We start from the raw sequence: 24,550 nt of genomic DNA, 5'->3' as shown, positions 1-24,550 counted from the left end.
ATCCCATCCCATCCCATCAATTTTAGCACATAATGTTCAAAAAATATTATATCATCACAACCAACCAGATTCTTTCGCAATATTAGCTGCCTCTGTTCGATTAGCAGCATCTAGTTTCGAAAGAATATTGGTGACATAATTTCGGACGGTTCCGTTTGATAAATAAAGTTGATCTGCAATTTCTTGGTTAGACAAGCCTTGAGCAATTCCCTTTAAAACGGCGATTTCTTGCTCTGTTAACGGGTTAGGATGCGTCATCACCACTTCCATCAATTCAGGCGAATATTCCTTACGTCCTTCGAGGACAGTGTGCAAGGTTTGCATGAGGTCTGCAATGCTTCTTTCTTTTAAGACATAAGCATCCACTCCAGCCTTGACCGCACGTTCAAAATATCCGGGGCGCTTGAAGGTCGTCACCACAACTACCTTTGTTTCTAGCATTTCTGCTCGTATCCACTCCAAGACTTCGAGACCTGTCTTAACAGGCATTTCTACGTCAAGAATGGCGATATCTACGGACTCCTTTCCTAAGAGTTGAATTGCTTCTTGCCCATTCTTTACTTGTAAGACAGACTCTACATCTGCTTGAAAGGCAAGCAACTGGCACATAGCATCTCGCAACATACTTTGATCTTCTGCAACAAGTAGTTTCATCTTAGTTTCTCTCCTTATAAGGTAGTCGAACCTGCACTTCAGTCGGATGTTTCTGACTGATTACTCTTACTTCTCCTGAAAATGGAAGAACACGATCTCGAACTGTATGGAGGTCATCCCCCTTTATATAAGTAAAGCCACAGCCATCATCTCTCACTGTTAGAATGAGTTCTTTCTCTGTCCGTTCTAATTTCAAGTAGACTTTAGACGCTTTAGCATGTTTGATGATGTTGGTCACTAATTCAAGCAAAATCATGGAAGCCGTTGACTCCAATTCCTGAGTTAAGCTAGCTGTATCTAGTTGATTAGCTATTTCCACCTCAATTCCAGCAATTTCTAACATCTTTTTCACAGTCTCTAGTTCGGATGTCAAAGTTCTAGACTTAAGATTTTCCACAATGGTTCGCACTTCACGCATTGATTCTTTGCTAATTTGCTGTATTTCTTTTAATTCCTTTTCCACCTGTGGATAAGCCTGTATTTGAAATAACTGCAAGGCTAGATCAGTTTTAACACTAAGCATAGCAAAGGTATGCCCCAGACTATCATGCAAATCCTGACCGATACGACTACGTTCATTTTCAGCAAGCAATAGATTTATCTGGGCATTTTGCTTAGCCTGCGCTTCTTTCAAATCCTCCACAATCCGAATCCGAACCAATCCAAAAGTCATTAAATCGACAAAAGTAAGAATTACAAGTAGATAGAATAGAAACTCAACTTCGATTCTCTGAAAAATCAACAGTTGGCCCACAACAAGGACTTGAGCAAGAAGAAAAGTCCAGACATGTACAGACTTTAAACCACCTACGTTGAAATGATAACTTAAGAGATTGGATAGGAAAAAGAAAAACCAGATATAATTAACAGCAACAAAGGCAGTATTCCCAACTACATAAGTCAGCATGAGGCCCCAATATAGCCAAGATAGGCGCTGGCTCTTAGTTGTTAAAACACCCAAATACGCCACTACAAATAGAATATCAATCAATAAATGCCAGGCAGAAAGCCATCCAGCCACTACAGGTAGGATGGGGAAAATCATAAAAATTAAACTGGCCCAAAACATATAATGTATGCTTTTCAGTCTTTCAAGCATTAAGCATTCTCCTTATGACCTTGAAGATAAATGGTCAAACCAAACAAAACTACTGAAAAAACAAGTAAATAAACTGTGGCTGATAGATTGATGCCACCCTCGTTTAAGAAGGTCTTGACCAACTCCATCAACTGATAGCTTGGTAAAGACTTACCAACTGCTTGCATCCAGTCTGGAAATAAAGAGATGGGCATCCAGAGTCCGCCTAAAACAGCCAAGCCTAGATAAAGAAGATTACCCACGACAGACATCAGCTGACTAGTTGGTAACAGCGTCAAAGTCAAACCGAGAGCTACAAAGGCAACACTTCCTACTATCAGCAAGAGCGCCGCTCCAATCCAATTTCCAAGAGACATATCCACACCTCTTACAAAATGCCCAACTGAGAAAACCACCAAGATTGAAACCAAATAATCAACCAGCATACTTGTTATCTTTGATAGATAATATTCTACCATATTTACAGGGCTATGACGTAATGTTTTCTGCCAGTTGTTTATCTTATCGGTATGTAAAACAACTGGGAATGAAAACATAGCAGTCGACATCATGGAAAAAGCCGTCATGGAGATGAGGTAATCACGCATAAAATTAGCTGGCCCACCTGGTGTGTCCTGATACATGCCTGAAAAGAATAAATAGAAGGCCGTCGGCATCCCTACTGACAATAGATAAGTTACTAATTGTCGTTTGGTCAATAGAAATTCTATCTTGTTTAGTGCGATCCATCGTTTCATCTTAGTCATCTCCCTTTTGTGTTTCTTCAAAGATTGTATCCAGCAAACTGCGATTATTGACTTCAATTTCTTGAATCCTACATCCTGCTCTGACTAACAGTTCCCAGAAAGCATCCGCTTCACGTGTGACTACTTGCAGGGCATCTTGTTTTAGGACCCAGTTTTCAACCAAGTTTGACTGCTCTACGACTTCCTTGTAAGCTATAGGAAGGATAAAATGCTTTTCTATTTCCTCGCTACGCATAGCTAGAGGTGTCGTATCTCGAATCAACTCTCCCTTATTTAAGAGCAAAATGCGGTCTGCGGTGTGTTCCACTTCCTCAATATAATGGGACGAATAGAGAATGGTGACTCCCTGCGCTTTTAGGTCCTGAACAATTTCCCAAAAACGTTGACGGGTAGAGGTATCCATAGCCGATGTAGGCTCATCCAAAAAGACAAGCTTTGGTCGCCCAATTAAGGTCAAGATAAAAGAGAAAAGACGCTTTTGTCCACCTGATAATTTTTCTGCGAATTGCTCTTTTTGTTGCTTGTCAAACTGCAATAGTTGATCAATTTCCTGCTCACTCAAAGGATTTGGATAAATACTTTGAAAGAAAGCAATCAACTCTTTAACCTTCAATTTCTGTACAATCACATTTTCTTGAGGGAGGTAAGCCCTAGTATAGTCTAACTTAGAACTCGTCACTGGTAAATCTTGAATAGATACTTGACCGCTTGTGACCAGTTTATCTCCAAGCAAACAATCTAAGAGTGTTGTCTTCCCAGCACCATTGGGCCCAATCAAGGCGACGCATTCACCTTCAGCTACCTCAAAGGAAATATCCTTCAAAATAGCTTTACCCTTGATGTTTTTATTTAGGCTTTCTACCTTAATCATGTTCATGATATTCTCCTTTCAACCACTCCATTCCCATAGGGAAAATGACGAAAATCATAAATCCAAAACCCCAAGCACCACGAATAAATTGGCGAAGCAAGGTTTGGTCAAACCAACCAGTAAACATTTCCACTAACCATACCAAGAGTGACAGGCCGATAAAGAGATAGATGATTGCTTTTTTCATTCCTCAAACTCCTTTTTCACATCTGAGACTAATTTCAAACCTTCTCTGACAAGCCAAGACATCATTCCAAAGCCAGCAAAGAGCTCCCAAGGAAAATGATAGAAACCCTCGTCCAATCCTGAAAACATGAGATAGGTCATAACTCCTGCTGCTACTAAACTCACTGCGACAATCATTTTATTTTTCATTTCTTCTTCCTCCATTTCATACTTCAATTATAGTCCTTTGAAGTTAGCGGAGCTAGAAGCTTCTGTCACTAAGAAATATGACAAATGTCATAAAAAAAGAAAGTTGCAAAATCAACTTTCTTTTTAATCTATTAAATTTTTATTCCACACTAAATAGGTATGGGTAAACTGGTTGTTGGCCTTGGTGGATTTCGACTTCAACGTCTTCGAATTCTTCTGCGATTTCTTGGGCAATTTCATTGGCAAGTTCTTCGCTTCCGTCTTCACCGACATAGAAGGTTACGATTTCACTATCTTCATCCAACATATGTTTCAATGTTTCTGTCAAGGTTTGGTGCATGTCAGGGTTTGACACAAGAATTTTCCCATCAACCATACCAAGATTATCGTTTTCATGGATTTCTAAACCATCAATGGTTGTATCACGAACGGCTGTTGTGACGCTTCCGCTAACGACATCTCTAAGGGCTGCAGTCATACGCTCTTGATTTTCTTCAATTGACTTGCTTGGATCAAAGGCAAGAAGACTTGTCAAACCTTGAGGAAGAGTACGAGTCTCTACCACTACTGCTGGTTGCTCCAAAACTTCTGCTGCAGATTGAGCTGCCATGAAGATGTTTTTGTTGTTTGGCAGGAAGATGATGTTACGAGCGTTGACCTGTTCAACAGCCTTGATAAAGTCTTCTGTTGAAGGGTTCATGGTTTGACCGCCTTCGATAACATAATCTACACCTTGAGAACGGAAGATATCTGCTAGACCTTTACCAGCCACCACAGCAATCAAAGCATACTCTTTTTCTTCAGCTGGTTTGCTAACTTGAGCAGCTTCTTTCTCAACCTGTGCTTCGTGTTGGTTACGCATATTGTCAACTTTTACCTTGACCAAGCTACCATATTTAAGACCTTCTTGCATAACAAGTCCTGGATCTTCTGTATGAACATGGACTTTGACAATTTCATCATCGTTAACAACGAGGAGAGAATCTCCAAGTTCATTCAAGTAGTTACGGAATTCGTCGTAGTCAAAATCTTTGGCATAGGTTGGACCTTGTTTAAGAGCTACCATGATTTCAGTACAGTAACCAAAGGTGATGTCCTCAGTCGCTACGTGACCAGCCACAGACTTATGATGCTCTGCATTGATCATCTCACTCATGTTGGCAGGAGTCGCTACAAAGTCCTCGGATGCAATATATTCACCAGTAAGGGCTGAAAGGAAACCTTCATAGATGAAGACCAGTCCTTGACCACCTGAATCCACAACGCCAACTTCTTTCAATACTGGAAGCATGTCTGGCGTTTTAGCTAGAGCTGTTTTAGCACCTTCCAAGGCTGCGCGCATGACTTCAACAGCGTCATCTGTCTGCTCAGCTTTTTTCTTAGCACCGATAGCAGCCCCACGAGAAACTGTCAAAATCGTTCCTTCAACTGGTTTCATCACTGCCTTATAGGCAACTTCTACACCTGATTGGAAGGCGAGGGCCAAGTCTTGACCTGTTAACTCGTCTTTATCCTTGATGGCTTGTGAAAATCCACGGAAAAGCTGAGACGTAATAACTCCTGAGTTTCCACGCGCACCCATCAAAAGACCTTTGGCAAGAATGCTCGCTACCTCGCCAACTGTAGAAGCTGGCTTATCTGCAACTTCTTTAGCACCATTTTCAATGGTCATTCCCATGTTTGTTCCAGTATCTCCATCTGGAACTGGAAAGACGTTTAATGAATTGACATATTCAGCTTGCTTATTCAAGCGAGTTGATGCAGCCTGCACCATTTCTTGAAATAAGCTAGTAGTAATTTTTGACACGGTTATTCTCCTACAACTTTGATATTTTGAATGTAGACATTTACAGTCTGAGCAGTAATTCCAAGTTGGTTTTCCAAACTAAAACGAACACGCTCTTGAATGTTTTTTGACACTTCGCTAATCTTTGTTCCGTAGCTCAACACGGTATATACATCAACTGCAATACTGCCATCTTCGGCTGCCTTTACGACGACACCTTTGGAATAATTTTCCTTACCTAGAAGGGCTTGGAAATTATCTTTGAGGGCATTTTTACTAGCCATACCGACCACACCAAAAATCTCAGTTGCTGCTCCACCTACGACGGTTGCAATCACTTCATCTGTTAGTTCGATTTGACCATCTTTTGTATTAATTTTTACAGTCATCCTTTTTACCTCAACTAGTTGATACTCTATTTTATCATATTTCAGCCCAAGTGTAAAAGCAGAATACTGTATCAGCGGATATTTACTCTATTTTTCAAATGATTTTATATCTACAGTAAAAGAAAAAAGACCCTAAGGTCTCCTCACTTTTATTATTAAACGCGTTCAACTTTACCTGATTTCAAAGCACGAGCTGAAGCCCAAACTTTTTTAGGTTTACCATCGATAAGAACAGTAACTTTTTGAAGGTTTGGTTTTACGGCACGTTTTGTTTGGTTCATCGCGTGTGAACGGTTGTTTCCTGATACAGTCTTACGACCTGTAAAGTAACATACTTTAGCCATTGTGTTTTCCTCCTATTAGATCTAATATAGCGGATGTGCTAGCACCACATACTGTACTATGTTATCACACTTTCTTCATTTTTGCAAGGGAATTGGAAGATTTTTTTATTTAACGTAGACAATTTCCAACTTCCCAAAGGCCACATCTCCACGGATAATCAAGGTTTTGCTGGTTGGCGCTAGAGGAGTATCTGCCTTGGCTACGCCACAGAAAGTTTCTACCTTTAAATCAACTCCCCAATGTTTAGGAACATAGATAACTGCATTCCCAAAACCGACTTCCACTTTCAGAGTTGCGCTATCTCCTAAAATCTCTGCATTGTCATAATAGATTTTGGCATTCCCAAATCCGACCTCAAACTCATCTTCTACCAATTCTTGGTCTTGCTTGTAAAATGTACCCGCCCCAAAAGCAACTTCCTTATCTGTCAGAATGGTCTTTTCACCGTCATACCACCATTTTTTCCCATTCCAAGTTCTGTTAGAATGAGTGAGTGCGCTGACACCCATTACGATTAAAATACTTGCCCAGAACAATGACTGATTAGGAATTGGTAAAATGCCATAAAAGTGGTTAGCAATCATTAAGGCTACTAGAGCTGTAAAAGAGGCTGAAGTTAAGTGACGACGCAACAAAGCTCCAACTGATTGATAGGCAAAAAATCCAATACCAAGCAAGGGCCAAATTTGCCCACCGAATGAAGGGATTCCAAAATTTCCTTGTAATAATATTAAAGCTGCCAATACTAGCAACACAATACCAAATGCTTTCTTTTTCATGTTCTTACCTCATGTTTCTTAGATTTTCTTTTAGGAGGGATTGGTAATGCCGTGAGACATGAACCTCCTTATGGGTCTGATAAAAGGAAATAGTTCCTGTCCCTGAAAAGGACTTGTCAACCGAGTAAACTTGCCGAATATTAGCAATGGTCGACTTGGATACTCGACTGAAATAACGAGGAAGGATAGACTCTAACTCATAGAGTTTAAGCCGAACCTCGTAGGCATCTTTCTGGGTATGAGCGTAAATCTTGCTACCTTCCGTCTCAAAGAAGAGAATTTCCGATAAGTCCAGATAATATTCACCTGTTCCCTTGTAAAAAATCAACCGAGGAGACTTGGACTCTTGCAAGAGCCGCTGTAAATCCGCAATCTCATCTGTCAAAGACGCTGCCTTGATGACAATTTCAGTTTCCTCTAAATTGCTGTCAATTTCAATTCGTAACTTCATTCCATCTCCTTTCTGACTCTACTATATCAAAGCTAAAATAAGAAAACAAGAGCAAAAAAGCAAGTGGTTACTTTAGACTCGTAAGTGGTTGTAAGGTTACCTTAACTTACAGGTCAAAATAGAAAGAAAATCACACCCCACACAAGAGCACAAATATAGCCAACCACTACATCCTTGGGATAATGCACGCCACCTAAGACTCTCACTAGACCTAGGAAGGCTGATAATGTCAAACAAATCATCCCCATAGTTAGACTAGCATGCAAGCAAGCCATGGAGATAATGGTTGCTGAAAAGACATGACGACTGGGCATAGACTGACCAGGACTATCTCTATCAAGCAAAGGTTTAATAGTCCATTCCTCATAAGGCCTAGGAGCATTGATTTTCTTGCGAAGAAAGGACAAAATCACAAAACCTGATGCAGGAATAAACACATACATCAAGGCCTGTTTCCCAAATCCTTCTCGGAAATAGATAGTGGTTAACAAGGTCAGATAAACTATAGGCATAACTACTGTCATGAACCGATTAAAAGATCTTAACAGCATCAGATGGAACTGATTATTTTTAATGTTACCAGCGATGTGGCCATACCATTCTTGATAATTTTTCATATATTTTCTCATCACTTACTCAAATTTTATACTCAATAAAAATCAAAGAGCAAACTAGGAAGCTAGCTGCAGACTGCTCAAAGCACTGCTTTGAGGTTGTAAATAAGACTGACGGAGTCAGTAACATATACCGAAGCTGACGCGGTTTGAAGAGATTTTCGAAGAGTATTGCTTGCAGGGAAGCACTCGTCTTCTAGTATAGTGCAGAAAAAGAAGGCCGTCAAGCCTTCTTTCGATTTATTCTTCTGCTTCGTCTTCTGTAAATTGACTGTTGTAGAGGTCAGCGTAGAAACCAGCTTGCGCCATTAGCTCCTCATGATTGCCTTGCTCGATGATATTGCCGTCTTTCATGACAAGAATCAAGTCAGCATTACGGATGGTTGACAAGCGGTGGGCGATGACAAAGGAAGTTCTGCCCTCCATCAAACGATCCATAGCTTTCTGAATCAATTCCTCTGTACGGGTATCAACAGAAGAAGTCGCTTCATCTAGGATTAGGAGTGGCGCATCTTTCAGCAAAGCACGAGCAATGGTCAAGAGTTGTTTTTGTCCGACAGACAAGGTTACTGTATCATCCAAGACAGTATCATAACCATCTGGCAGGGTCATGATAAAGTGGTGAATCCCCACAGCCTTGCTGGCTTCAATCACACGCTCATCACTAATCCCCTTTTGGTTATAGATGAGATTATCTCGGATAGTACCTTCAAAGAGCCAAGTATCCTGCAAGACCATTGAAAAGGCATCATGTACTTCCGAACGCTTCATCTCCTTGGTATCCACGCCATCAATGCGGATACTTCCCTCATCAATCTCATAGAACTTCATCAAAAGATTGACAATAGTTGTCTTACCAGCTCCTGTCGGTCCGACAATCGCGACCTTTTGACCTGCATGAGCTGTCGCAGAAAAGTCATGGATGATGGTTCGCTCTGGTGTGTAACCAAAGGAAACTCGATCAAAGACTACTTGACCTTTCATGTCGCTCAGTTGTCTTTCTTTATAAGATTCATCTTCCATTTCCTCTTCAGCTAGAAATTCGAAGACACGTCCCATGGCTGCGCTAGCCTGCTGAAGACTGGTAATCCCTTGAGCGATTTGTGAAAGGGGCTGAGAAAAGATACGCACGTAGGCCATAAAGGCAACGATAATCCCGATACTAATCTGCCCATTTAAGGCCAAGGCTGCACCGACGATAATCACTAAGGCATAGCTAAAGTTCCCAATGAACATCATGATCGGCATCATAATCCCTGAAATAAACTGAGATTTCCAGATACTGTTATACAGACGATGGTTTAATGTCGCAAATTCTTCTTTTGTGCTCTCGATAGCATTGTAACTGGTCACCACATTATGGCCAGAGTACATTTCCTCCACATAGCCATTGACAGCCGCCAAATCCTGTTGCTGACTCTTAAAGAATCCCTGCGATTTGCCCATAAAGACGGACACAAAAGCAAAACCGATAAGAGTTGAAGCAACCGTCACCAAGGCTAAAATCCAGTTCATCCCAAACATGGTTACCAAGACTGCCACGACCAGTAAAGTGGATGAAAGAACTGTTCCCAGACTTTGATTGAGGGATTGGGCTGCAGTGTCAACGTCATTAGTCACACGAGACAAGGTATCCCCTTGAGAATGTCCATCAAAATACCCCAATGGAAGACGATTAATTTTCTCTGCAATCGCTCTTCTCAAACGCTCTGAAAAACGTTGAATGGCTGTTGTAAACAGAAAGGTTTGCAAATAATTTGATAGAAGTCCAATCACATAGATAACGGCCAAAAAACCACCAATAGCTGCAACCGCAGCGACATCCACACTTGTTTCTAGACCACTGGCAATGATATTGGTCATTTCCTTGATACGAGTTGGCCCATAAACAGTAATGATATTGGATAGGATTGTTGCTAAAAAGGCGATTAGAAGGGCAAACTGGAGACCTGCAAGATAGGGTTTACTCTGTTTCCAGAGAGACATTCTTTTATTTTCCATGTTCCAATTCCTCCTTCGATAATTGTGAATAGGCAATTTCTTGGTAAACTTCGTTGGTAGCTAGAAGCTCCTTGTGGGTGCCTTGTCCCACTACTTTTCCTTGATCCAAGACCAAAATCAAATCTGCGTCCATAATGGTTGAAATACGCTGTGCGACAATAAGCTTGGTCATAGATTTTGTTTTCTCTGCTAGCTCTTGGCGTAGGACACGGTCTGTCTTGTAATCCAAGGCTGAGAAGGAGTCATCAAAGATGAGGATTTCTGGCTTCCGAGCCAAGGCACGCGCAATGGCCAGACGCTGTCTTTGTCCACCTGAGAAGTTGGTGCCTCCTTGGGCTACTTCTGACTCTAAGCCCGCTTCCTTGTCTTCGATAAAGTTCTTAGACTGGGCCAATTCCAAGGCTTGCCACATGGCTTGTTCACTAAGCGGTGTTTCTTGGCTGCGTCCAAAGTCTAGATTGTCCTTGACATCACCTGAAAAGAGTACAGCTTTTTGTGGAATATAGCCAACCTTATTGCGTAAATCTTCCAAACCGTAGTCTTGAACATTGACACCATCCACTAGAATTTCTCCTGCTGATACGTCATAGAAACGTGGAATCAGATTGACTAGAGTTGATTTACCAGAACCCGTTGAGCCGATAAAGGCCACTGTTTGGCCAGCTTCTGCTCTAAAGCTAACATGCTCAATAACTGCCTCTGAATTTGCCGCATAGCGAAAGGTCACATCCTTAAATTCGACCTGACCTTTGAGATTTTCATCAGCCAACTGCACTTGAGCAGGATTTTGGATAGAAGAATGCAAATCTAGAACCTGATTAATCCGTTTGGCAGAGACCATGGTTCGAGGAAGAACGATGAAGAGCGCCCCCATGAGAAGGAAGCCCATGACAACCTGCATGGCATAAGACATGAAAACAACCATGTCACTAAAGAGAGGCAGACGAGCTGTCGGAGCAGCATCGTTGATTACATAGGCCCCAATCCAGTAAATCGCCACACTCAAACCACTTGAAATCCCCATCATGATGGGATTCAAAATAGCCATAAGACGGTTAACAAACAAATTCAAGCGTGTCAATTCATCATTTGCTACTGCAAATTTTTCATCTTGGTACTTTTCAGCATTGTAGGCACGAACAACGCGAATACCTGTTAAACTTTCACGAGTAATGCTATTCAGTTTATCAGTCAGACTCTGAATCAAGGACTGTTTTGGAAAGGCTAGCGTCATCAAAACTGTTGTCATCAAAACATTGACAATCACTGCCACAAGTACAGCCCAGAGCCAGTATTCTGAATGACCTAAAATCTTCCCGATAGCCCAGATAGCCATAATTGGACCACGCGTAACCACTTGCAAGCCCATGGTGATCAGCATCTGAACTTGAGTAATATCATTAGTGGTACGAGTTAGGAGACTGGGAATAGAGAATTTCTTAATCTCTGTCTGCGAGTAATCCAAAACTCGGTTAAAAATGTCGCTTCTTAACCTACTAGTATAGGAAGCGGCCACTCTGGATGCAAATAATCCAACTGCGACTGCGGACAAGAAGGCAAAAAAAGACATTCCGACCATCATACCTGCTGGTTGCCATAACTCATCCAAGTTGGTTCCTTGACTTCCTAGCAAATCCGTAATTTTCGAGATATAGGTCGGAACTTCCAACTCTAGATAGACCGAAAAGCAAGTAAAGAGAATAGCTAGTAAAATCATCCCCCATTCTTTTCTACTAATTCGCTTAGCTAATTTCTTCATTATCTCCTCCTATTCTCTTGATATTTTCCTGTAGTTGATTGAGGACTTTCTCAAAAATCAGTAATTCATCTTCATCAATGTCTGCCATCAATTGGTTGTCAATGCGTTCAAAGAAGGCTTTAACCTGCTTCATTTGAGAACGCGATTTGTCCGTCAGACGAACAAACTTAGCCCGCTTATCGACAGGACTCGCCTCCAATTCCACCAAACCATTTTGTACCATACGCTTGACCAAGTTACTCGCCACAGACTTGGTAATATTGAGTTCCTGCTCGATATCTTTAATCAAGACCAAGTTTTTGTTTTCCTCACGACTATCCAAAAAACGTACAACCTGGCCTTGTGGTCCACCCATAAATTCAATGCCGCAACGTTTGGCTTCCTTTTGCACCATCAGATGAATCTGGTGACCAAAACGCTTAAAGACCAACATCGGTTTATCCATACTAGCTCCTTTCTAACTATCACATTTAGCTCTCCTAGGAACTAAATAAGTTTCCATGAGAACTATTCTATCACTTTGAAAAGAGATGTCAAGAAAAAAGTTTCCTAGAGAACTATTTTCTTGATTAAAAAAATCCCAAGTGATTTTCTCACTTAGGATCATATTCTCTAGGTTAAATTAGAATCCGACTACGTTTGTGTAGATTTTTTGTACGTCTTCGTCGTCTTCAAGGACACTGTAAAGTTTTTCAAAGGTTTCAAGGTCATCGCCTGACAATTCCACTTCTGACTGAGGAATCATTTCCAATTCAGTAACTTGGAATTCTTCGACACCTGACTCACGAAGGGCAACGATAGCCTTATGAAGATCAGTTGGAGCTGTGTAAACTGTGATTGTACCTTCTTCTGCTTCTACATCATCCACATCCACATCTGCTTCTAGCAATTGCTCAAAGACTGCATCGGCATCTTCACCTGCAAATACGATAACTCCCTTGTTGTCAAAGAGGTATGAAACCGAACCTGAAGCGCCCATGTTTCCGCCATTTTTACCAAAAGCTGCACGGACATTAGCCGCTGTACGGTTGACATTTGAAGTCAAAGTATCAACAATCAGCATAGAACCATTTGGTCCAAAACCTTCGTAACGTCCTTCTGTAAAGGTTTCGTCTGTGTTTCCTTTAGCCTTGTCCAAAGCCTTATCGATAACGTGTTTTGGCACTTGCGCTTGTTTAGCACGGTCGATAACGAACTTCAAGGCTGAGTTTGATTCTGGATCTGGATCACCTTTTTTAGCTGCTACATAGATTTCTACACCAAATTTTGCATATACTTTAGAGTTAGCTCCATCTTTAGCCGTTTTCTTGGCTACGATATTGGCCCATTTACGTCCCATTAGGAATCTCCTTTTTTCACATTTTAATCTTTCTTATTATAACACAAGTTTTTTCGATTTTCACTAGAGGAAATGGATTTTATTCAGTAAATCAAGCTAGGATGACACTTTTGTTGCCAAGATGGCCTTGCCTTCTTTTATCAAGGGGTGACGGAAAAGCGAAAAGTACAGTTGAATGGTCATGGCAACCCAGATTAAGGGTTCGCAAAGGATAACTCCCTTATATCCTGCCCAAGGGATAATCAAAACCACAAAAGCGATTTTCCCGATTAGTTCGATAAAGCTAGAAACCAGAGGAAGGATTTTTTGCCCCAAACCCTGCAAACAATTGCGATAAATCAACAAGAGACTCAAAATAGGATAAAAGGCTGAACTGATTTGCAAGTACAGACTTCCATTTTCTATCAAGTAACCATTTGTCGAACTAGCCAAGAAGGAAACCAAGGTTGGACTGGCAAAAAAGAGGAAGATACAAACAAAAACTGCCCAGGATATACTTAGACGACTGCCGATTCGAAGTCCTTGAACAATGCGGTCTGGTCGCTTAGCTCCTAGATTCTGAGAAGCAAAGGTCGTCATTGATGCAGAAATAGCAGTCATGGGAAGAAGGGCGAAAGCCATAATGCGTCGAGCTGCCGTCTGGGCACTAATAATCACTGCACCAAAGGTATTAACAGAAGACTGTAAAATCACACTGCCGATCGATACAATTGAACTCATCAAACCCATAGCTAAACCTTGCTCCAAGAGATCAGCGTACAAAGCCTTGTTCCATTTGAAATGCTTGAGTTGAGGCAAAAGTTCTGGCACACTCTTACGGATATAATAAAAGCAGAGAACCGCTGATAAGCCTTGCGAAATGATGGTAGCAAGGCCTGCAGATTGAACTCCCAGATGCAATTGCGTAATGAAATAGAGATCCAGAACCACATTAACCAGAGCAGAGAAAATCAGAAATCCAAGGGCTGCTAGACTGTCCCCAATGGACCGCAACAAACCTGCAAAGAGATTATAAGCAAAGCTGACACCGACACAGGTCACAATCATAGAAATATATTGATAGGACTGAGGAAGGATTTCTGCAGGAGTATCTAAGTATTGCAAAAGAGGATACAGACCAAGAAAGCCCAGCAACATCACTACAATACTCAAAAGAGCACCTAAAATCCAGGTAGCTGCTACCGCTTCCTTGATTTTGGTGAAATTCCTAGCCCCATAATAGCGGGCAATGACAATCCCCATTCCATTACCAACACCAAGCGTAAAGCCTATAATCAAATCAAAAATAGCAGTTGTTGCCCCAACCGCAGCCAAGGAATCTTGACCAAGAAAACGTCCAACAATCAAGACATCAGCAGTATTATAGAGCTGTTGGAAAATATTGGACAGCAAGATTGGAAAGGCAAAACTCAAAAGCGAAGGAAGAATAGGACCATGAATCAGGTCCACTGTTCGTTTTTTATTCATAAGGCTATTATATCAGCTTTCTAAAGGAGCGACAAGAAACAGCAAACTATGCCAGAACTAGGCAATGAAAAAGCAGTGAATTTCTCCACTACTTTAACAGCTTATTCTTCAATTTCGATTTCAAGCTCGTCGCCTAGGTCAAGTGTCACTTCTTCATTCACAGAATCTGCTTGAACTACGTCATCTTTTTTAGTTTCAACACCTTCTACAGAAGCTTCTTCTCCATCAATCAAACCAAATTGAACACGGACTTGATGATCAATCTCATCAAAGACTTCTGGGTTATCTGCCAAGTATTTCTTAGCATTTTCAGAACCTTGCCCGATTTTCTCATCCTTATAAGAATACCAAGCCCCTGCTTTTTTGATGATATCCAAATCGCTTGCAACCTTCAAAAGCTCACCGGTCTTAGAAATTCCTTCTCCGTACATGATTTCAACGAAGGCTTCTTTAAATGGTGGAGCCACCTTGTTTTTCACGACCTTGATCTTGGTTTCTTTACCGACGTTGGTGTCTTTTTGGTCACCAGTTCCCTTGATTTGCGTGCTTCCACGAACATCCAAACGGACTGATGCGTAGAATTTCAAGGCACGTCCACCAGGAGTTGTTTCTGGATTTCCAAACATGACCCCAACTTTTTCACGCAATTGGTTGATGAAGATGGCAATTGTTTTGGTTTTATTGATAGAAGCACCAAGTTTACGCATGGCCTGACTCATCATACGAGCCTGCAAACCAACGTGGCTATCTCCGATATCTCCATCAATTTCCGCACGAGGGACAAGGGCCGCAACGGAGTCGACTACGACAAGGTCAACTGCACCTGAGTCAATCAATTTTCCTGCAATCTCAAGACCTTGCTCTCCTGAGTCTGGTTGAGACAAGAGCAATTCGTCAATATTGACCCCAAGAGCCGCAGCATAAGCTGGATCAAGGGCATGCTCCGCATCGATAAAGGCTGCAATCCCACCTTCTTTTTGCGCTTGTGCAACTGCATGAAGGGCAACCGTTGTCTTACCAGATGACTCTGGCCCATAGATTTCGATGATACGTCCCTTAGGATAACCACCTGAACCAAGGGCAATATCAAGAGCCAAGGAACCTGAGCTCATCACTTGCACCTTTTGCTCTGCACGCTCACCCAAACGCATGATTGAACCCTTACCAAAGTCTTTCTCAATCAATTTAAGAGCGTCATTCAAGGCTTTTTCACGTTCTGCCCCGAATTTTTTTGAAATTTCATCTAATTTTTTTGGTTTTTTCGCCATTCTATTCTCCTACATTCTAATGGTCCTCAGACCTATCTACTATTATATCAAAAGTTAGTCACTTAATAAAGCCTTGCGAACTAGGTTAAAGGCATGCATAACCGCAATGTGACGTACATCTGCTCGACTTCTGCCTCCAATATTGACCTTGATAACCTCAGTTCCTTGCTCTTGAGCCAAGCCTATGAAGACTGTCCCAGCTGGATGTCCTTCCAGGCTATCTGGTCCTGCCACTCCAGTCAAACTAAGGCCAAAATCAGACTGGGTCTTGATTCGTGCCTGCTCAGCCATCTTCTGAGCTGTAAATTCAGATACCACACCGTGCTCTTCCAAATCCTTGACAGGAATATCCAACATTTTTGATTTTTCCTCCAAGCTATAGGTCACAAAACCACCCTTAAATATACTTGAAGCACCCGAAAAATCCGCTACCCTAGCTTGGAAAAGACCAGCCGTCAAACTCTCTGCAGCCGTGATAGTTTTCCCTTGCCTTTTCAGTTCTTCTACCACAATGCTAGCTAAACTAGTTTCTTCCCCATAACCATAACAAAGTTTTCGTAAAGAAAGGCCTTCAAAAGTTTGACGATTCAAGATTTGATTTTCTAAGATATCCAGCGCTTGATTCGCCTCTTCTTGACTGCTAACCTTTGTTGACAGACGCAGAGTGACTTCTCCTGTCTTGGCATAAGGCGCTAAGGTCGGATCTGTTTGATTGTCAATCAAATCAGCCAAAATGGTCACCAACTGACTTTCGCCAATTCCAAAGAAACGAAGAACTCGGGAATACAGCTTGCTTCCTGTCATCAACTTGGGTAGAAGTTGGTTTAAAACCATGGGTTTCAATTCACTTGGCGGACCAGGAAGGACAACGTAGGTCACTCCTTCGACTTCTAATATTCCTCCAACTGCCAACCCTGTTTCGTTTGGTAGTGGAGTCGCCCCTTCTACAAGTTGAGCTTGTCTTTCGTTATTCGGTGTTCGGGCATAGTCTGGTCTCTGAGCAAAAAAGACATCCAACTTCTCCTGCGTCTGAGGATCAAAGACTAATTCTTTACCTAAAAATTTAGCTAGAGTTTGTTTAGTTAGGTCGTCCTCAGTTGGCCCCAAACCACCTGTCAAAATCACCAGACTACTACGTTGACTGGCAATCTCAAGCAAAGACAAGAGACGAACTTCATTGTCTCCTACAGCCGTCTGAAAATAAACATCTACCCCGATTTCGGCTAGTTTCTCTGATAAAAACTGGGCATTGGTATTGACAATCTGCCCTGTTAAAATTTCTGTTCCGACAGCCATAATTTCTGCTTTCATGTTTCCTCCTACCTATCTATTCGTATTTTTTTGAAAAAATCGCAGGAAATTTCCCACGATTGATTTTTTATTTGTATCAAACAAACGAACGAACTATTCTACTTCATTTGTTACAAAGACACCTTGTTGTTGATTATCCCCATCACCAACAGGCACTCTTCCAAACAAATCTTCAAATAAGACAACATTTGTTTCAAGCTGAGTGACTTCTTCTTGTCCCAAAGAACGTCGCAATATATTCTGCATTTCCAACATATGCTCTCTCGAAACAATCTGGTAAGAAATACCTTGCAACATCTCTCCTTCGCCCTTTAATTGTTGAGTTTCAATCGTTTTAAACGAGTCCTTGTAACCTAACAAACTTGGGATACTCTTGGCAGACAAATCAATATTAGTCTGCATATTAGTACTCAAGGCTTTTAAGATAGATTGATAGTGACTAACGCTATTCAAACTAAGAACTTTTTCAACAACCTTTTGAATGACTTCACGCTGACGCTTCTGACGTCCGTAGTCCCCTTCTGGGTCCTGATAACGCATGCGGGAATAAACAAGCGCTTCTTCTCCATTTATTGTCTGCTCTCCAACACCGATAGAAATGGTGTTAAATTCTTCTTGATCACTGATAGAAATCGGGAAACCTAGTGTATTATTAACCGTAATCCCGCCCACTGCATCTACCAATTGTTGCAATCCTTGCATATTGACCATAATATAGCGGTCAATATGGATATTCATCATCTTTTGAATCGTTGAGATAGCTAATTCTGCACCTCCACCCGCATAGGCAGCGTTCAGTTTCGCTTCCTCAATCTGGCCATCTTTATGCTGAATTTTCGTCAAAATATCTCTCTCTAAACTCAACATCATAGTCTTTTTCGTATGCGGATTCACCGTCAAGAGAATCATGGAATCACTATTTCCAGCCCATTGATCTGTACGCTCTACATTCCCAGTATCAACCCCCATTAAAAGGATCGTTAAGGGTTCAGTCGCCTCAATAACATTGGTTTCTTCCCCAATCTTTTTATAGGTTTTTGATAAGGTTTGTGTACCTTGCTGATAAATGGTATAAGCAAAGACACCCACACCCAAAACTGTCACAGCTAGAAAAGCTAGCACCATTCCAATAATTTTTTTAACCATATTTCTATTAATCTATCAGTCTACCCATCTGGTAAACGTCGATAAATCCCCCTTCTTCTATGTACGCACCGCGCTCTTGTCTACCTTCAATTACAAAGCCATGTTTTTGATATAGATGAACTGCAGCCAGATTACGAGTTTGGACAGTTAGTTGAAGTCGACGAAGAATGCCACTAGCCTGCGCCCATTCTACGATTTCTTCAAGTAACAAACTTCCCAGTCCATTATTCCAATATTTCTGACCAATCACAATAAAGAGATCTCCAATATGACGAACTCTCTTGCGTTGATCAGCTGTGATATTTACAAGACCAGCAATTTCATCATTCAGCAAGGCAAGTAAAGTGATTTGATTTTCCGAGTGAGCCTGTTTATCCAAAAACAACTCCATCTCAGTATCTGTCATTAAAATGCCATTCCTGTCCAGACTGGTAAAATCTGTTTCTAAACTGACACGATTTAAAAATGTCACTAACTCAGCCACATCACCAGGTTCTGCTTCCCTAATGAGCAACTCATACTCCATGATGAAGCTCCTCTAAGAGTTTTTCTGCACGCAAGCCCTTTGCTTGGAAATGTAATCTGCGACCGTCTTCTTCTTTTAGAATTTCCAATTCTAAATAATTATCTGGCAAGGCATCACCTAAAAGATGTCCCCACTCGATGACAGTTACCCCACCACCAAAGAGAAACTCATCCAAATCAATAGAATCCGCATCTCCCTCAATACGATAAACATCTAAATGATAAAGAGGAATACGACCTTCATACTCTCTCACAATAGTATAGGTTGGACTCTTAATCATCTGAGTAATCTGTAACCCTTTAGCAAGACCTTTTGTAAAGGTCGTTTTGCCTGCTCCAAGTTCTCCAGTTAGAATTAAGACGTCATTTTTTTCTAATAAATAGCCCAAACGTTCCCCTAAGGACTGTAACTCTTCTTCGTTTTTAGTGTACATGTTTCTATTATACCAAAAAGTTGTCCTTTGTCTAGGTATTATCTATGAATTCCATATTATAAATTGTAAAACTTGGACCTTCACTTCTTTTATATTTAAAATAGAAACAGCAAGAAGACAACTAACAAGATATCTCTCATCAAATGACTGTAAAATGAAACTTCCCAGCGAATAACTTTTGGCACCAACAGTCCTAGAAATAGCATTCCCAAGGCAATATAAAAGGTCATGGACAATAGCATCCAAGGATTTCTGAGAAAGATTAGAATAGCTAGTCCACTAATAAAACAGATTTCCTTCTTTCCTAAAATCTTTTTCAATCCATTTACATACTTCTGAATTGGTAGAAAAACTAACAAATCAATACCAAATAAGAAAAAGAAACTCGGTAGAAAGGCTTCCACAAACCCTTCTACGGATGTATTTCCTGCAAGGATATGTTCTATGACAATTAAGGCTAAACCCAAAATGTTTACTAAGAGCAACAGACTATACAAGAATTGTTGCTTATCTTCCTTAAAAACTGAATAATGTTGATTTCCCTGCCCTCTATAGTAGTTTAATCCTGCACCAATACTGGCAAGGAGCAGCATGCCAACTAAATAATAGAAGCAGTTTTGATTTAACATCAAGGCCCAAGTCGATAAACTTAAACAAGAACAGCTACTAAGACCAAAAAACGTCAGCAATAACAAAACACGAATTTGCTTTTTCATTTTTTCCATCATTCTTCCTCCCTACTTGCTCTTATTATAGGCTAGAAATTCTCACCATTGCTAAAATATTTCTCAACTGTCAGTTTTCTACTCTAAAATGCAAAAAAGTTTGATGCAAGTATCCCTTACATCAAACTTTTATTATTTCTCTTCAAACCAAAGAGCAATTTCTCGCTTAGCTGACTCTTCTGAATCTGATCCATGTACAATATTTTGAATAGCTTGGTTTTCTCCAGCAGCTTTTGCAAAATCACCTCGAATAGTTCCTGGTAAAGCTTCTTCTGGACGAGTTGCCCCCATCATGGTCCGCCAAGTTTCGATTACTTTGGGACCAGAAATGATGCCCACAAGAACTGGTCCTGAAGTCATGAATTCACGAATCGGTGGGTAAAAACTTTGGCCAACCAAGTCCTGATAATGCTGGTCAATCAACTCTTCTGAAAGCTGTAAACGCAACTCCAATTTTTCGATTGTAAATCCACGTTGTTCGATGCGTTTCAACACTTCACTAACTAGCCCTCTTTTTACACCGTCTGGTTTAATGATAAAAAATGTTTGTTCCATACCTGTCTCCTTTGTCAGCTTCTTTCTTTTATACTCTTCGAAAATCAAATTCAAACCACGTCAACGTCGCCTTGCCGTACTCAAGTATAGCCTGCGGCTAGTTTCCTAGTTTGCTCTTTGATTTTCATTGAGTATTATTTTACCACATTTCGTGAAAAAATGGAGAAAGTTTTCAGAAAAGAGAAAGAGAACCCGAGGGCTCTCTCATTCTCTTTTATTCTACTGTTTCTTCCACAGTTTCAACGGCAGTATCCACAACTACTTCTGTTGTTTCTTCATTTCCTTCTTCCTCTACTGGAGGATTAAGGTATTCTTCTTCGTTGACAGCATGTGGTTCAAGGTTACGGTAGCGAGCCATACCAGTACCTGCTGGGATGATCTTACCGATGATAACATTTTCTTTAAGTCCAAGGAGATGGTCTTTCTTACCACGGATAGCTGCGTCAGTAAGGACACGAGTTGTTTCCTGGAAGGAAGCCGCTGACAAGAAACTGTTGGTTTCAAGTGAGGCTTTGGTAATTCCCATAAGAACTGGTCGACCAGTCGCTGGAACTCCACCTGCGATAAGGACATCTTTGTTGGCATCTGTAAAGTCATTGATATCCATAAGGGTACCCATGAGAAGATCTGTGTCACCTGGATCCATGACACGGACTTTACGGATCATTTGACGAACCATTACCTCAATGTGTTTGTCACCGATTTCTACCCCTTGGCTACGGTAAACTTTTTGTACTTCACCAAGAAGATAAGTTTCAACTGACAAGACATCACGGACTGCAAGGAGACGTTTTGGTTGGATAGAACCTTCTGTAAGAGCAGCACCACGCGCTACTTGGTCTCCAACTTCGACACGCATACGAGCTGTAAATGGAACGACATATTCCCCTTCGCCAGTTTCACCCTTAACAAAGACTTTCTTAGTACGAGTTGATGCATCCTCTTCGATAGCGGTAACTTGTCCTTTAACCTCTGTGATAACCGCTTCCCCTTTAGGATTGCGGGCTTCAAAGATTTCTTGGACACGAGGAAGACCCTGAGTGATATCGGTATTTGAGGCAACCCCACCCGTGTGGAAGGTACGCATTGTAAGCTGTGTACCAGGTTCCCCGATAGATTGGGCAGCGATTGTACCGACTGCTTCACCAACTTCAACCGCATCACCAGTCGCCAAATTGATACCATAACAGTGACGGCAGACACCATGACGAGTGTTACATGTAAATACGGAACGGATAGTGACTTCTTCCACACCAGCATTGACAATTTCACGCGCCTTGTCTTCTGTAATCAACTCATTTGGACCAATGATAACTGCACCAGTTTCTGGATGTTTAACAGTTTTCTTAGTGTAACGACCGTTGAGACGTTCTTCAAGAGACTCGATCATCTCTTTTCCTTCTGCGATAGAGCGAATCAAGAGACCGCGGTCAGTTCCACAGTCGTCCTCACGGATGATAACGTCTTGGGCAACGTCAACCAAACGACGAGTCAAGTAACCTGAGTCGGCTGTCTTAAGGGCCGTATCGGTCATACCTTTACGCGCACCGTGAGTTGAGAAGAACATTTCCAATACCGACAAACCTTCGCGGAAGTTTGAAAGGATTGGCAATTCCATGATACGTCCGTTCGGAGCAGCCATCAGACCACGCATGCCGGCAAGCTGTGAGAAGTTTGAGATGTTACCACGGGCTCCAGAGTCCATCATCATAACGATTGGGTTCTTAGGATCTTGGTTGGCAATCAAACGTTTCTCAAGTTTTTCACGGGCAGCACGCCATTCGGCTGTAACAGCATTGTAACGCTCGTCGTCTGTGATCATACCACGACGGAATTGTTTGGTGATTTGTTCTACACGTTTGTGTGATTCTTCAATGATTTCAGCCTTGTCATCAACGACTGGGATATCGGCGATACCCACTGTCAATCCTGCAAGAGTTGAGTGGTGGTAACCGAGGTTCTTCATACGGTCAAGTAGGGCAGAAGTTTCTGTCGTACGGAAACGTTTGAAGATTTCAGCGATGATATTTCCAAGGTTTTTCTTCTTGAATGGGGGGTTGAGTTCAAGTTTGCTGATTGCTTCCTTGATATCTCCACCAAGTGGCAAGAAGTATTTAGCTGGAACACCTTCTGTCAAGTTGGCATTGTTTGGTTCTTGCAAGTATGGTAGACCCTCTGGCATGATGTCGTTGAAGAGGATTTTACCAACTGTTGTAAGCAAGACCTTGTGTTTTTGCTCTTCTGTCCATGGTTTGTTGAGGCTATCTGTTGCAATACCAACACGTGAGTGGAGGTGAACATAGCCATTACGGTAAGCCATAACCGCTTCGTCACGGTCTTTGAAGACCATTCCTTCACCTTCACGACCAGCTTCTTCCATGGTCAAGTAGTAGTTACCCAAAACCATGTCCTGAGATGGAGTAACAACTGGTTTACCATCTTTCGGGTTCAAGATGTGCTCAGCAGCGAGCATCAAGATACGAGCTTCTGCTTGAGCTTCTTCTGAAAGCGGTACGTGGATGGCCATTTGGTCACCGTCAAAGTCAGCATTGTAGGCTTCACAGACAAGTGGGTGCAAGCGAAGGGCCTTACCATCAATCAAGACTGGCTCGAAGGCTTGGATACCCAAACGGTGAAGGGTAGGTGCGCGGTTCAAAAGTACTGGGTGTTCTTTGATCACTTCTTCAAGGATATCCCAGATACGCTCATCTCCGCGTTCGACCAAGCGTTTAGCAGCTTTGACGTTTTGCACAATATCACGCGCAACGATTTCTCGCATAACGAATGGTTTAAAGAGCTCAATCGCCATTTCACGTGGCACACCACATTGGTACATCTTAAGCGTTGGACCAACGGCGATAACGGAACGTCCTGAGAAGTCAACACGTTTACCGAGCAAGTTTTGACGGAAGCGTCCTTGTTTACCTTTAAGCATATGGCTCAATGATTTAAGAGGACGGCTACCTGGTCCTGTGATTGGACGACCACGACGACCATTGTCAATCAAAGCGTCAACCGCTTCTTGAAGCATACGCTTCTCATTTTGAACGATGATACCTGGTGCATTCAACTCAAGCAAACGAGCCAAACGGTTGTTACGGTTGATAACACGGCGGTAAAGGTCATTCAGGTCAGATGAGGCAAAACGGCCACCATCCAACTGCAACATTGGACGAAGATCTGGTGGAATAACCGGAAGGATGTTGAGAATCATCCATTCAGGTTTATTTCCAGACTTGTAAAAGGCATCCAAAACATCCAAACGACGGATGGCTTTGACACGTTTTTGTCCAGTAGCTGTTTTCAACTCTTCTTTGAGTTCAGCAATTTCTTTTTCAAGATCTACTTGTTTCAAGAGGTCTTGGATGGCTTCGGCACCCATCTTGGCAACGAATGATCCATAGCCATACTCACGCAAGCGCTCACGGTATTCGCGCTCTGTCATGATAGACTTGTGCTCAAGTGGTGTATCCTTAGGATCAATCACCACATAAGCCGCAAAGTAGATAACTTCCTCGAGGGCACGGGGACTCATATCAAGGGTCAAGCCCATACGGCTTGGAATCCCCTTGAAGTACCAGATGTGAGACACAGGAGCTTTCAATTCGATATGTCCCATACGCTCACGACGAACTTTCGTACGCGTTACTTCAACCCCACAACGGTCACAAACAATTCCTCTGTAACGAATGCGTTTGTACTTACCACAAGCACATTCCCAGTCTTTTGTAGGACCAAAGATAACTTCATCAAAGAGTCCTTCACGTTCTGGTTTCAAGGTACGGTAATTGATTGTTTCAGGTTTTTTGACTTCTCCATAAGACCATGAACGGACTTTACTTGGAGAAGCTAGGGTGATTTGCATACTTTTAAAACGATTTACATCAACCACTATTTCTTCCCTTTCTATT

25 protein-coding genes are annotated in these 24,550 nt (G+C 41.7%); all 25 read right to left on the bottom strand.

The window, feature by feature from the left end; translation table 11 throughout:
• Nucleotides 1–54: 54 nt before the first annotated feature.
• Nucleotides 55–654: a response regulator transcription factor gene (locus ACLV7W_RS01775; RefSeq protein ID WP_153208845.1), complete on the bottom strand. Its 600-nt coding sequence runs from the start codon at nucleotides 652–654 to the stop codon at nucleotides 55–57.
• Nucleotide 655: 1 nt separating this feature from the next.
• Complete coding sequence (locus ACLV7W_RS01770) at nucleotides 656–1,753, bottom strand: sensor histidine kinase (RefSeq protein ID WP_153208844.1); 1,098 nt, start codon at nucleotides 1,751–1,753, stop codon at nucleotides 656–658.
• The gene (locus ACLV7W_RS01765) at nucleotides 1,753–2,490 is read right to left on the bottom strand and encodes an ABC transporter permease (protein ID WP_153208842.1); all 738 of its coding nucleotides are present in this window, start codon (nucleotides 2,488–2,490) and stop codon (nucleotides 1,753–1,755) included. The genes ACLV7W_RS01770 and ACLV7W_RS01765 overlap by 1 nt, the downstream gene beginning before the upstream one ends.
• Before the next feature lies 1 nt (nucleotide 2,491).
• Complete coding sequence (locus ACLV7W_RS01760; RefSeq protein ID WP_153208840.1) at nucleotides 2,492–3,376, bottom strand: ABC transporter ATP-binding protein; 885 nt, start codon at nucleotides 3,374–3,376, stop codon at nucleotides 2,492–2,494.
• On the bottom strand, nucleotides 3,363–3,557 hold the full coding sequence (locus tag ACLV7W_RS01755) for a hypothetical protein (RefSeq protein WP_153208838.1): 195 nt from the start codon (nucleotides 3,555–3,557) through the stop codon (nucleotides 3,363–3,365). The genes ACLV7W_RS01760 and ACLV7W_RS01755 overlap by 14 nt, the downstream gene beginning before the upstream one ends.
• Complete coding sequence (locus ACLV7W_RS01750) at nucleotides 3,554–3,760, bottom strand: hypothetical protein (RefSeq protein WP_194251492.1); 207 nt, start codon at nucleotides 3,758–3,760, stop codon at nucleotides 3,554–3,556. The genes ACLV7W_RS01755 and ACLV7W_RS01750 overlap by 4 nt, the downstream gene beginning before the upstream one ends.
• Nucleotides 3,761–3,884: 124 nt before the next feature.
• Nucleotides 3,885–5,552 (bottom strand): DAK2 domain-containing protein, encoded by a 1,668-nt coding sequence (locus ACLV7W_RS01745; RefSeq protein WP_060627476.1) that lies wholly within the window; start codon nucleotides 5,550–5,552, stop codon nucleotides 3,885–3,887.
• Between the two features lie 2 nt (nucleotides 5,553–5,554).
• The gene (locus tag ACLV7W_RS01740; protein ID WP_000216437.1) at nucleotides 5,555–5,920 is read right to left on the bottom strand and encodes an Asp23/Gls24 family envelope stress response protein; all 366 of its coding nucleotides are present in this window, start codon (nucleotides 5,918–5,920) and stop codon (nucleotides 5,555–5,557) included.
• Nucleotides 5,921–6,075: 155 nt separating this feature from the next.
• A complete protein-coding gene (gene rpmB, locus ACLV7W_RS01735; protein ID WP_001140948.1) occupies nucleotides 6,076–6,264 on the bottom strand; it encodes a 50S ribosomal protein L28 in 189 nt (62 codons plus the stop codon).
• Between the two features lie 105 nt (nucleotides 6,265–6,369).
• Nucleotides 6,370–7,044 (bottom strand): LiaF transmembrane domain-containing protein, encoded by a 675-nt coding sequence (locus ACLV7W_RS01730; RefSeq protein ID WP_153208836.1) that lies wholly within the window; start codon nucleotides 7,042–7,044, stop codon nucleotides 6,370–6,372.
• Between the two features lie 4 nt (nucleotides 7,045–7,048).
• On the bottom strand, nucleotides 7,049–7,495 hold the full coding sequence (locus tag ACLV7W_RS01725) for a LytTR family DNA-binding domain-containing protein (RefSeq protein WP_411865327.1): 447 nt from the start codon (nucleotides 7,493–7,495) through the stop codon (nucleotides 7,049–7,051).
• Nucleotides 7,496–7,608: 113 nt separating this feature from the next.
• Nucleotides 7,609–8,112 carry a phosphatase PAP2 family protein gene (locus tag ACLV7W_RS01720; RefSeq protein WP_411865326.1) on the bottom strand — a complete coding sequence of 168 codons (504 nt, stop codon included), beginning with the start codon at nucleotides 8,110–8,112 and terminating at the stop codon, nucleotides 7,609–7,611.
• A gap of 237 nt (nucleotides 8,113–8,349) precedes the next feature.
• Nucleotides 8,350–10,110, bottom strand: a complete 1,761-nt coding sequence (locus ACLV7W_RS01715) for an ABC transporter ATP-binding protein (protein ID WP_411865325.1) — start codon at nucleotides 10,108–10,110, stop codon at nucleotides 8,350–8,352.
• The gene (locus ACLV7W_RS01710) at nucleotides 10,100–11,869 is read right to left on the bottom strand and encodes an ABC transporter ATP-binding protein (protein WP_411865324.1); all 1,770 of its coding nucleotides are present in this window, start codon (nucleotides 11,867–11,869) and stop codon (nucleotides 10,100–10,102) included. The genes ACLV7W_RS01715 and ACLV7W_RS01710 overlap by 11 nt, the downstream gene beginning before the upstream one ends.
• Nucleotides 11,853–12,314 carry a MarR family winged helix-turn-helix transcriptional regulator gene (locus ACLV7W_RS01705; protein WP_411865323.1) on the bottom strand — a complete coding sequence of 154 codons (462 nt, stop codon included), beginning with the start codon at nucleotides 12,312–12,314 and terminating at the stop codon, nucleotides 11,853–11,855. Before ACLV7W_RS01705 ends, ACLV7W_RS01710 begins: the two co-directional genes overlap by 17 nt.
• A gap of 177 nt (nucleotides 12,315–12,491) precedes the next feature.
• Entirely contained in the window at nucleotides 12,492–13,208 is a 717-nt protein-coding gene (locus ACLV7W_RS01700; protein ID WP_411865322.1) for a YebC/PmpR family DNA-binding transcriptional regulator, read from the bottom strand.
• 96 nt (nucleotides 13,209–13,304) lie between these two features.
• The gene (locus ACLV7W_RS01695; protein WP_411865321.1) at nucleotides 13,305–14,675 is read right to left on the bottom strand and encodes an MATE family efflux transporter; all 1,371 of its coding nucleotides are present in this window, start codon (nucleotides 14,673–14,675) and stop codon (nucleotides 13,305–13,307) included.
• Nucleotides 14,676–14,776: 101 nt separating this feature from the next.
• Complete coding sequence (gene recA / locus ACLV7W_RS01690) at nucleotides 14,777–15,943, bottom strand: recombinase RecA (protein WP_064276728.1); 1,167 nt, start codon at nucleotides 15,941–15,943, stop codon at nucleotides 14,777–14,779.
• Nucleotides 15,944–15,997: 54 nt separating this feature from the next.
• Nucleotides 15,998–17,254 (bottom strand): competence/damage-inducible protein A, encoded by a 1,257-nt coding sequence (locus tag ACLV7W_RS01685; protein ID WP_411865320.1) that lies wholly within the window; start codon nucleotides 17,252–17,254, stop codon nucleotides 15,998–16,000.
• A gap of 93 nt (nucleotides 17,255–17,347) precedes the next feature.
• On the bottom strand, nucleotides 17,348–18,400 hold the full coding sequence (gene brpA, locus ACLV7W_RS01680) for a biofilm formation/cell division transcriptional regulator BrpA (RefSeq protein ID WP_411865319.1): 1,053 nt from the start codon (nucleotides 18,398–18,400) through the stop codon (nucleotides 17,348–17,350).
• A 7-nt stretch (nucleotides 18,401–18,407) separates the two neighbouring features.
• Entirely contained in the window at nucleotides 18,408–18,926 is a 519-nt protein-coding gene (locus ACLV7W_RS01675) for a GNAT family N-acetyltransferase (RefSeq protein ID WP_411865318.1), read from the bottom strand.
• Complete coding sequence (gene tsaE, locus ACLV7W_RS01670) at nucleotides 18,916–19,359, bottom strand: tRNA (adenosine(37)-N6)-threonylcarbamoyltransferase complex ATPase subunit type 1 TsaE (protein ID WP_411865317.1); 444 nt, start codon at nucleotides 19,357–19,359, stop codon at nucleotides 18,916–18,918. The genes ACLV7W_RS01675 and tsaE overlap by 11 nt, the downstream gene beginning before the upstream one ends.
• A gap of 95 nt (nucleotides 19,360–19,454) precedes the next feature.
• Nucleotides 19,455–20,087 carry a competence protein gene (locus tag ACLV7W_RS01665; RefSeq protein WP_411865316.1) on the bottom strand — a complete coding sequence of 211 codons (633 nt, stop codon included), beginning with the start codon at nucleotides 20,085–20,087 and terminating at the stop codon, nucleotides 19,455–19,457.
• Between the two features lie 129 nt (nucleotides 20,088–20,216).
• Nucleotides 20,217–20,639 (bottom strand): nucleoside-diphosphate kinase, encoded by a 423-nt coding sequence (ndk, locus tag ACLV7W_RS01660; protein ID WP_411865315.1) that lies wholly within the window; start codon nucleotides 20,637–20,639, stop codon nucleotides 20,217–20,219.
• A 214-nt stretch (nucleotides 20,640–20,853) separates the two neighbouring features.
• Entirely contained in the window at nucleotides 20,854–24,531 is a 3,678-nt protein-coding gene (gene rpoC, locus ACLV7W_RS01655) for a DNA-directed RNA polymerase subunit beta' (protein ID WP_000228741.1), read from the bottom strand.
• Nucleotides 24,532–24,550: the final 19 nt, after the last annotated feature.

Source organism: Streptococcus mitis (genome assembly GCF_965111735.1).
In the GTDB taxonomy this organism is placed as follows: domain Bacteria; phylum Bacillota; class Bacilli; order Lactobacillales; family Streptococcaceae; genus Streptococcus; species Streptococcus mitis_DR.
This window is presented reverse-complemented; position numbering and strand designations above follow the sequence as displayed.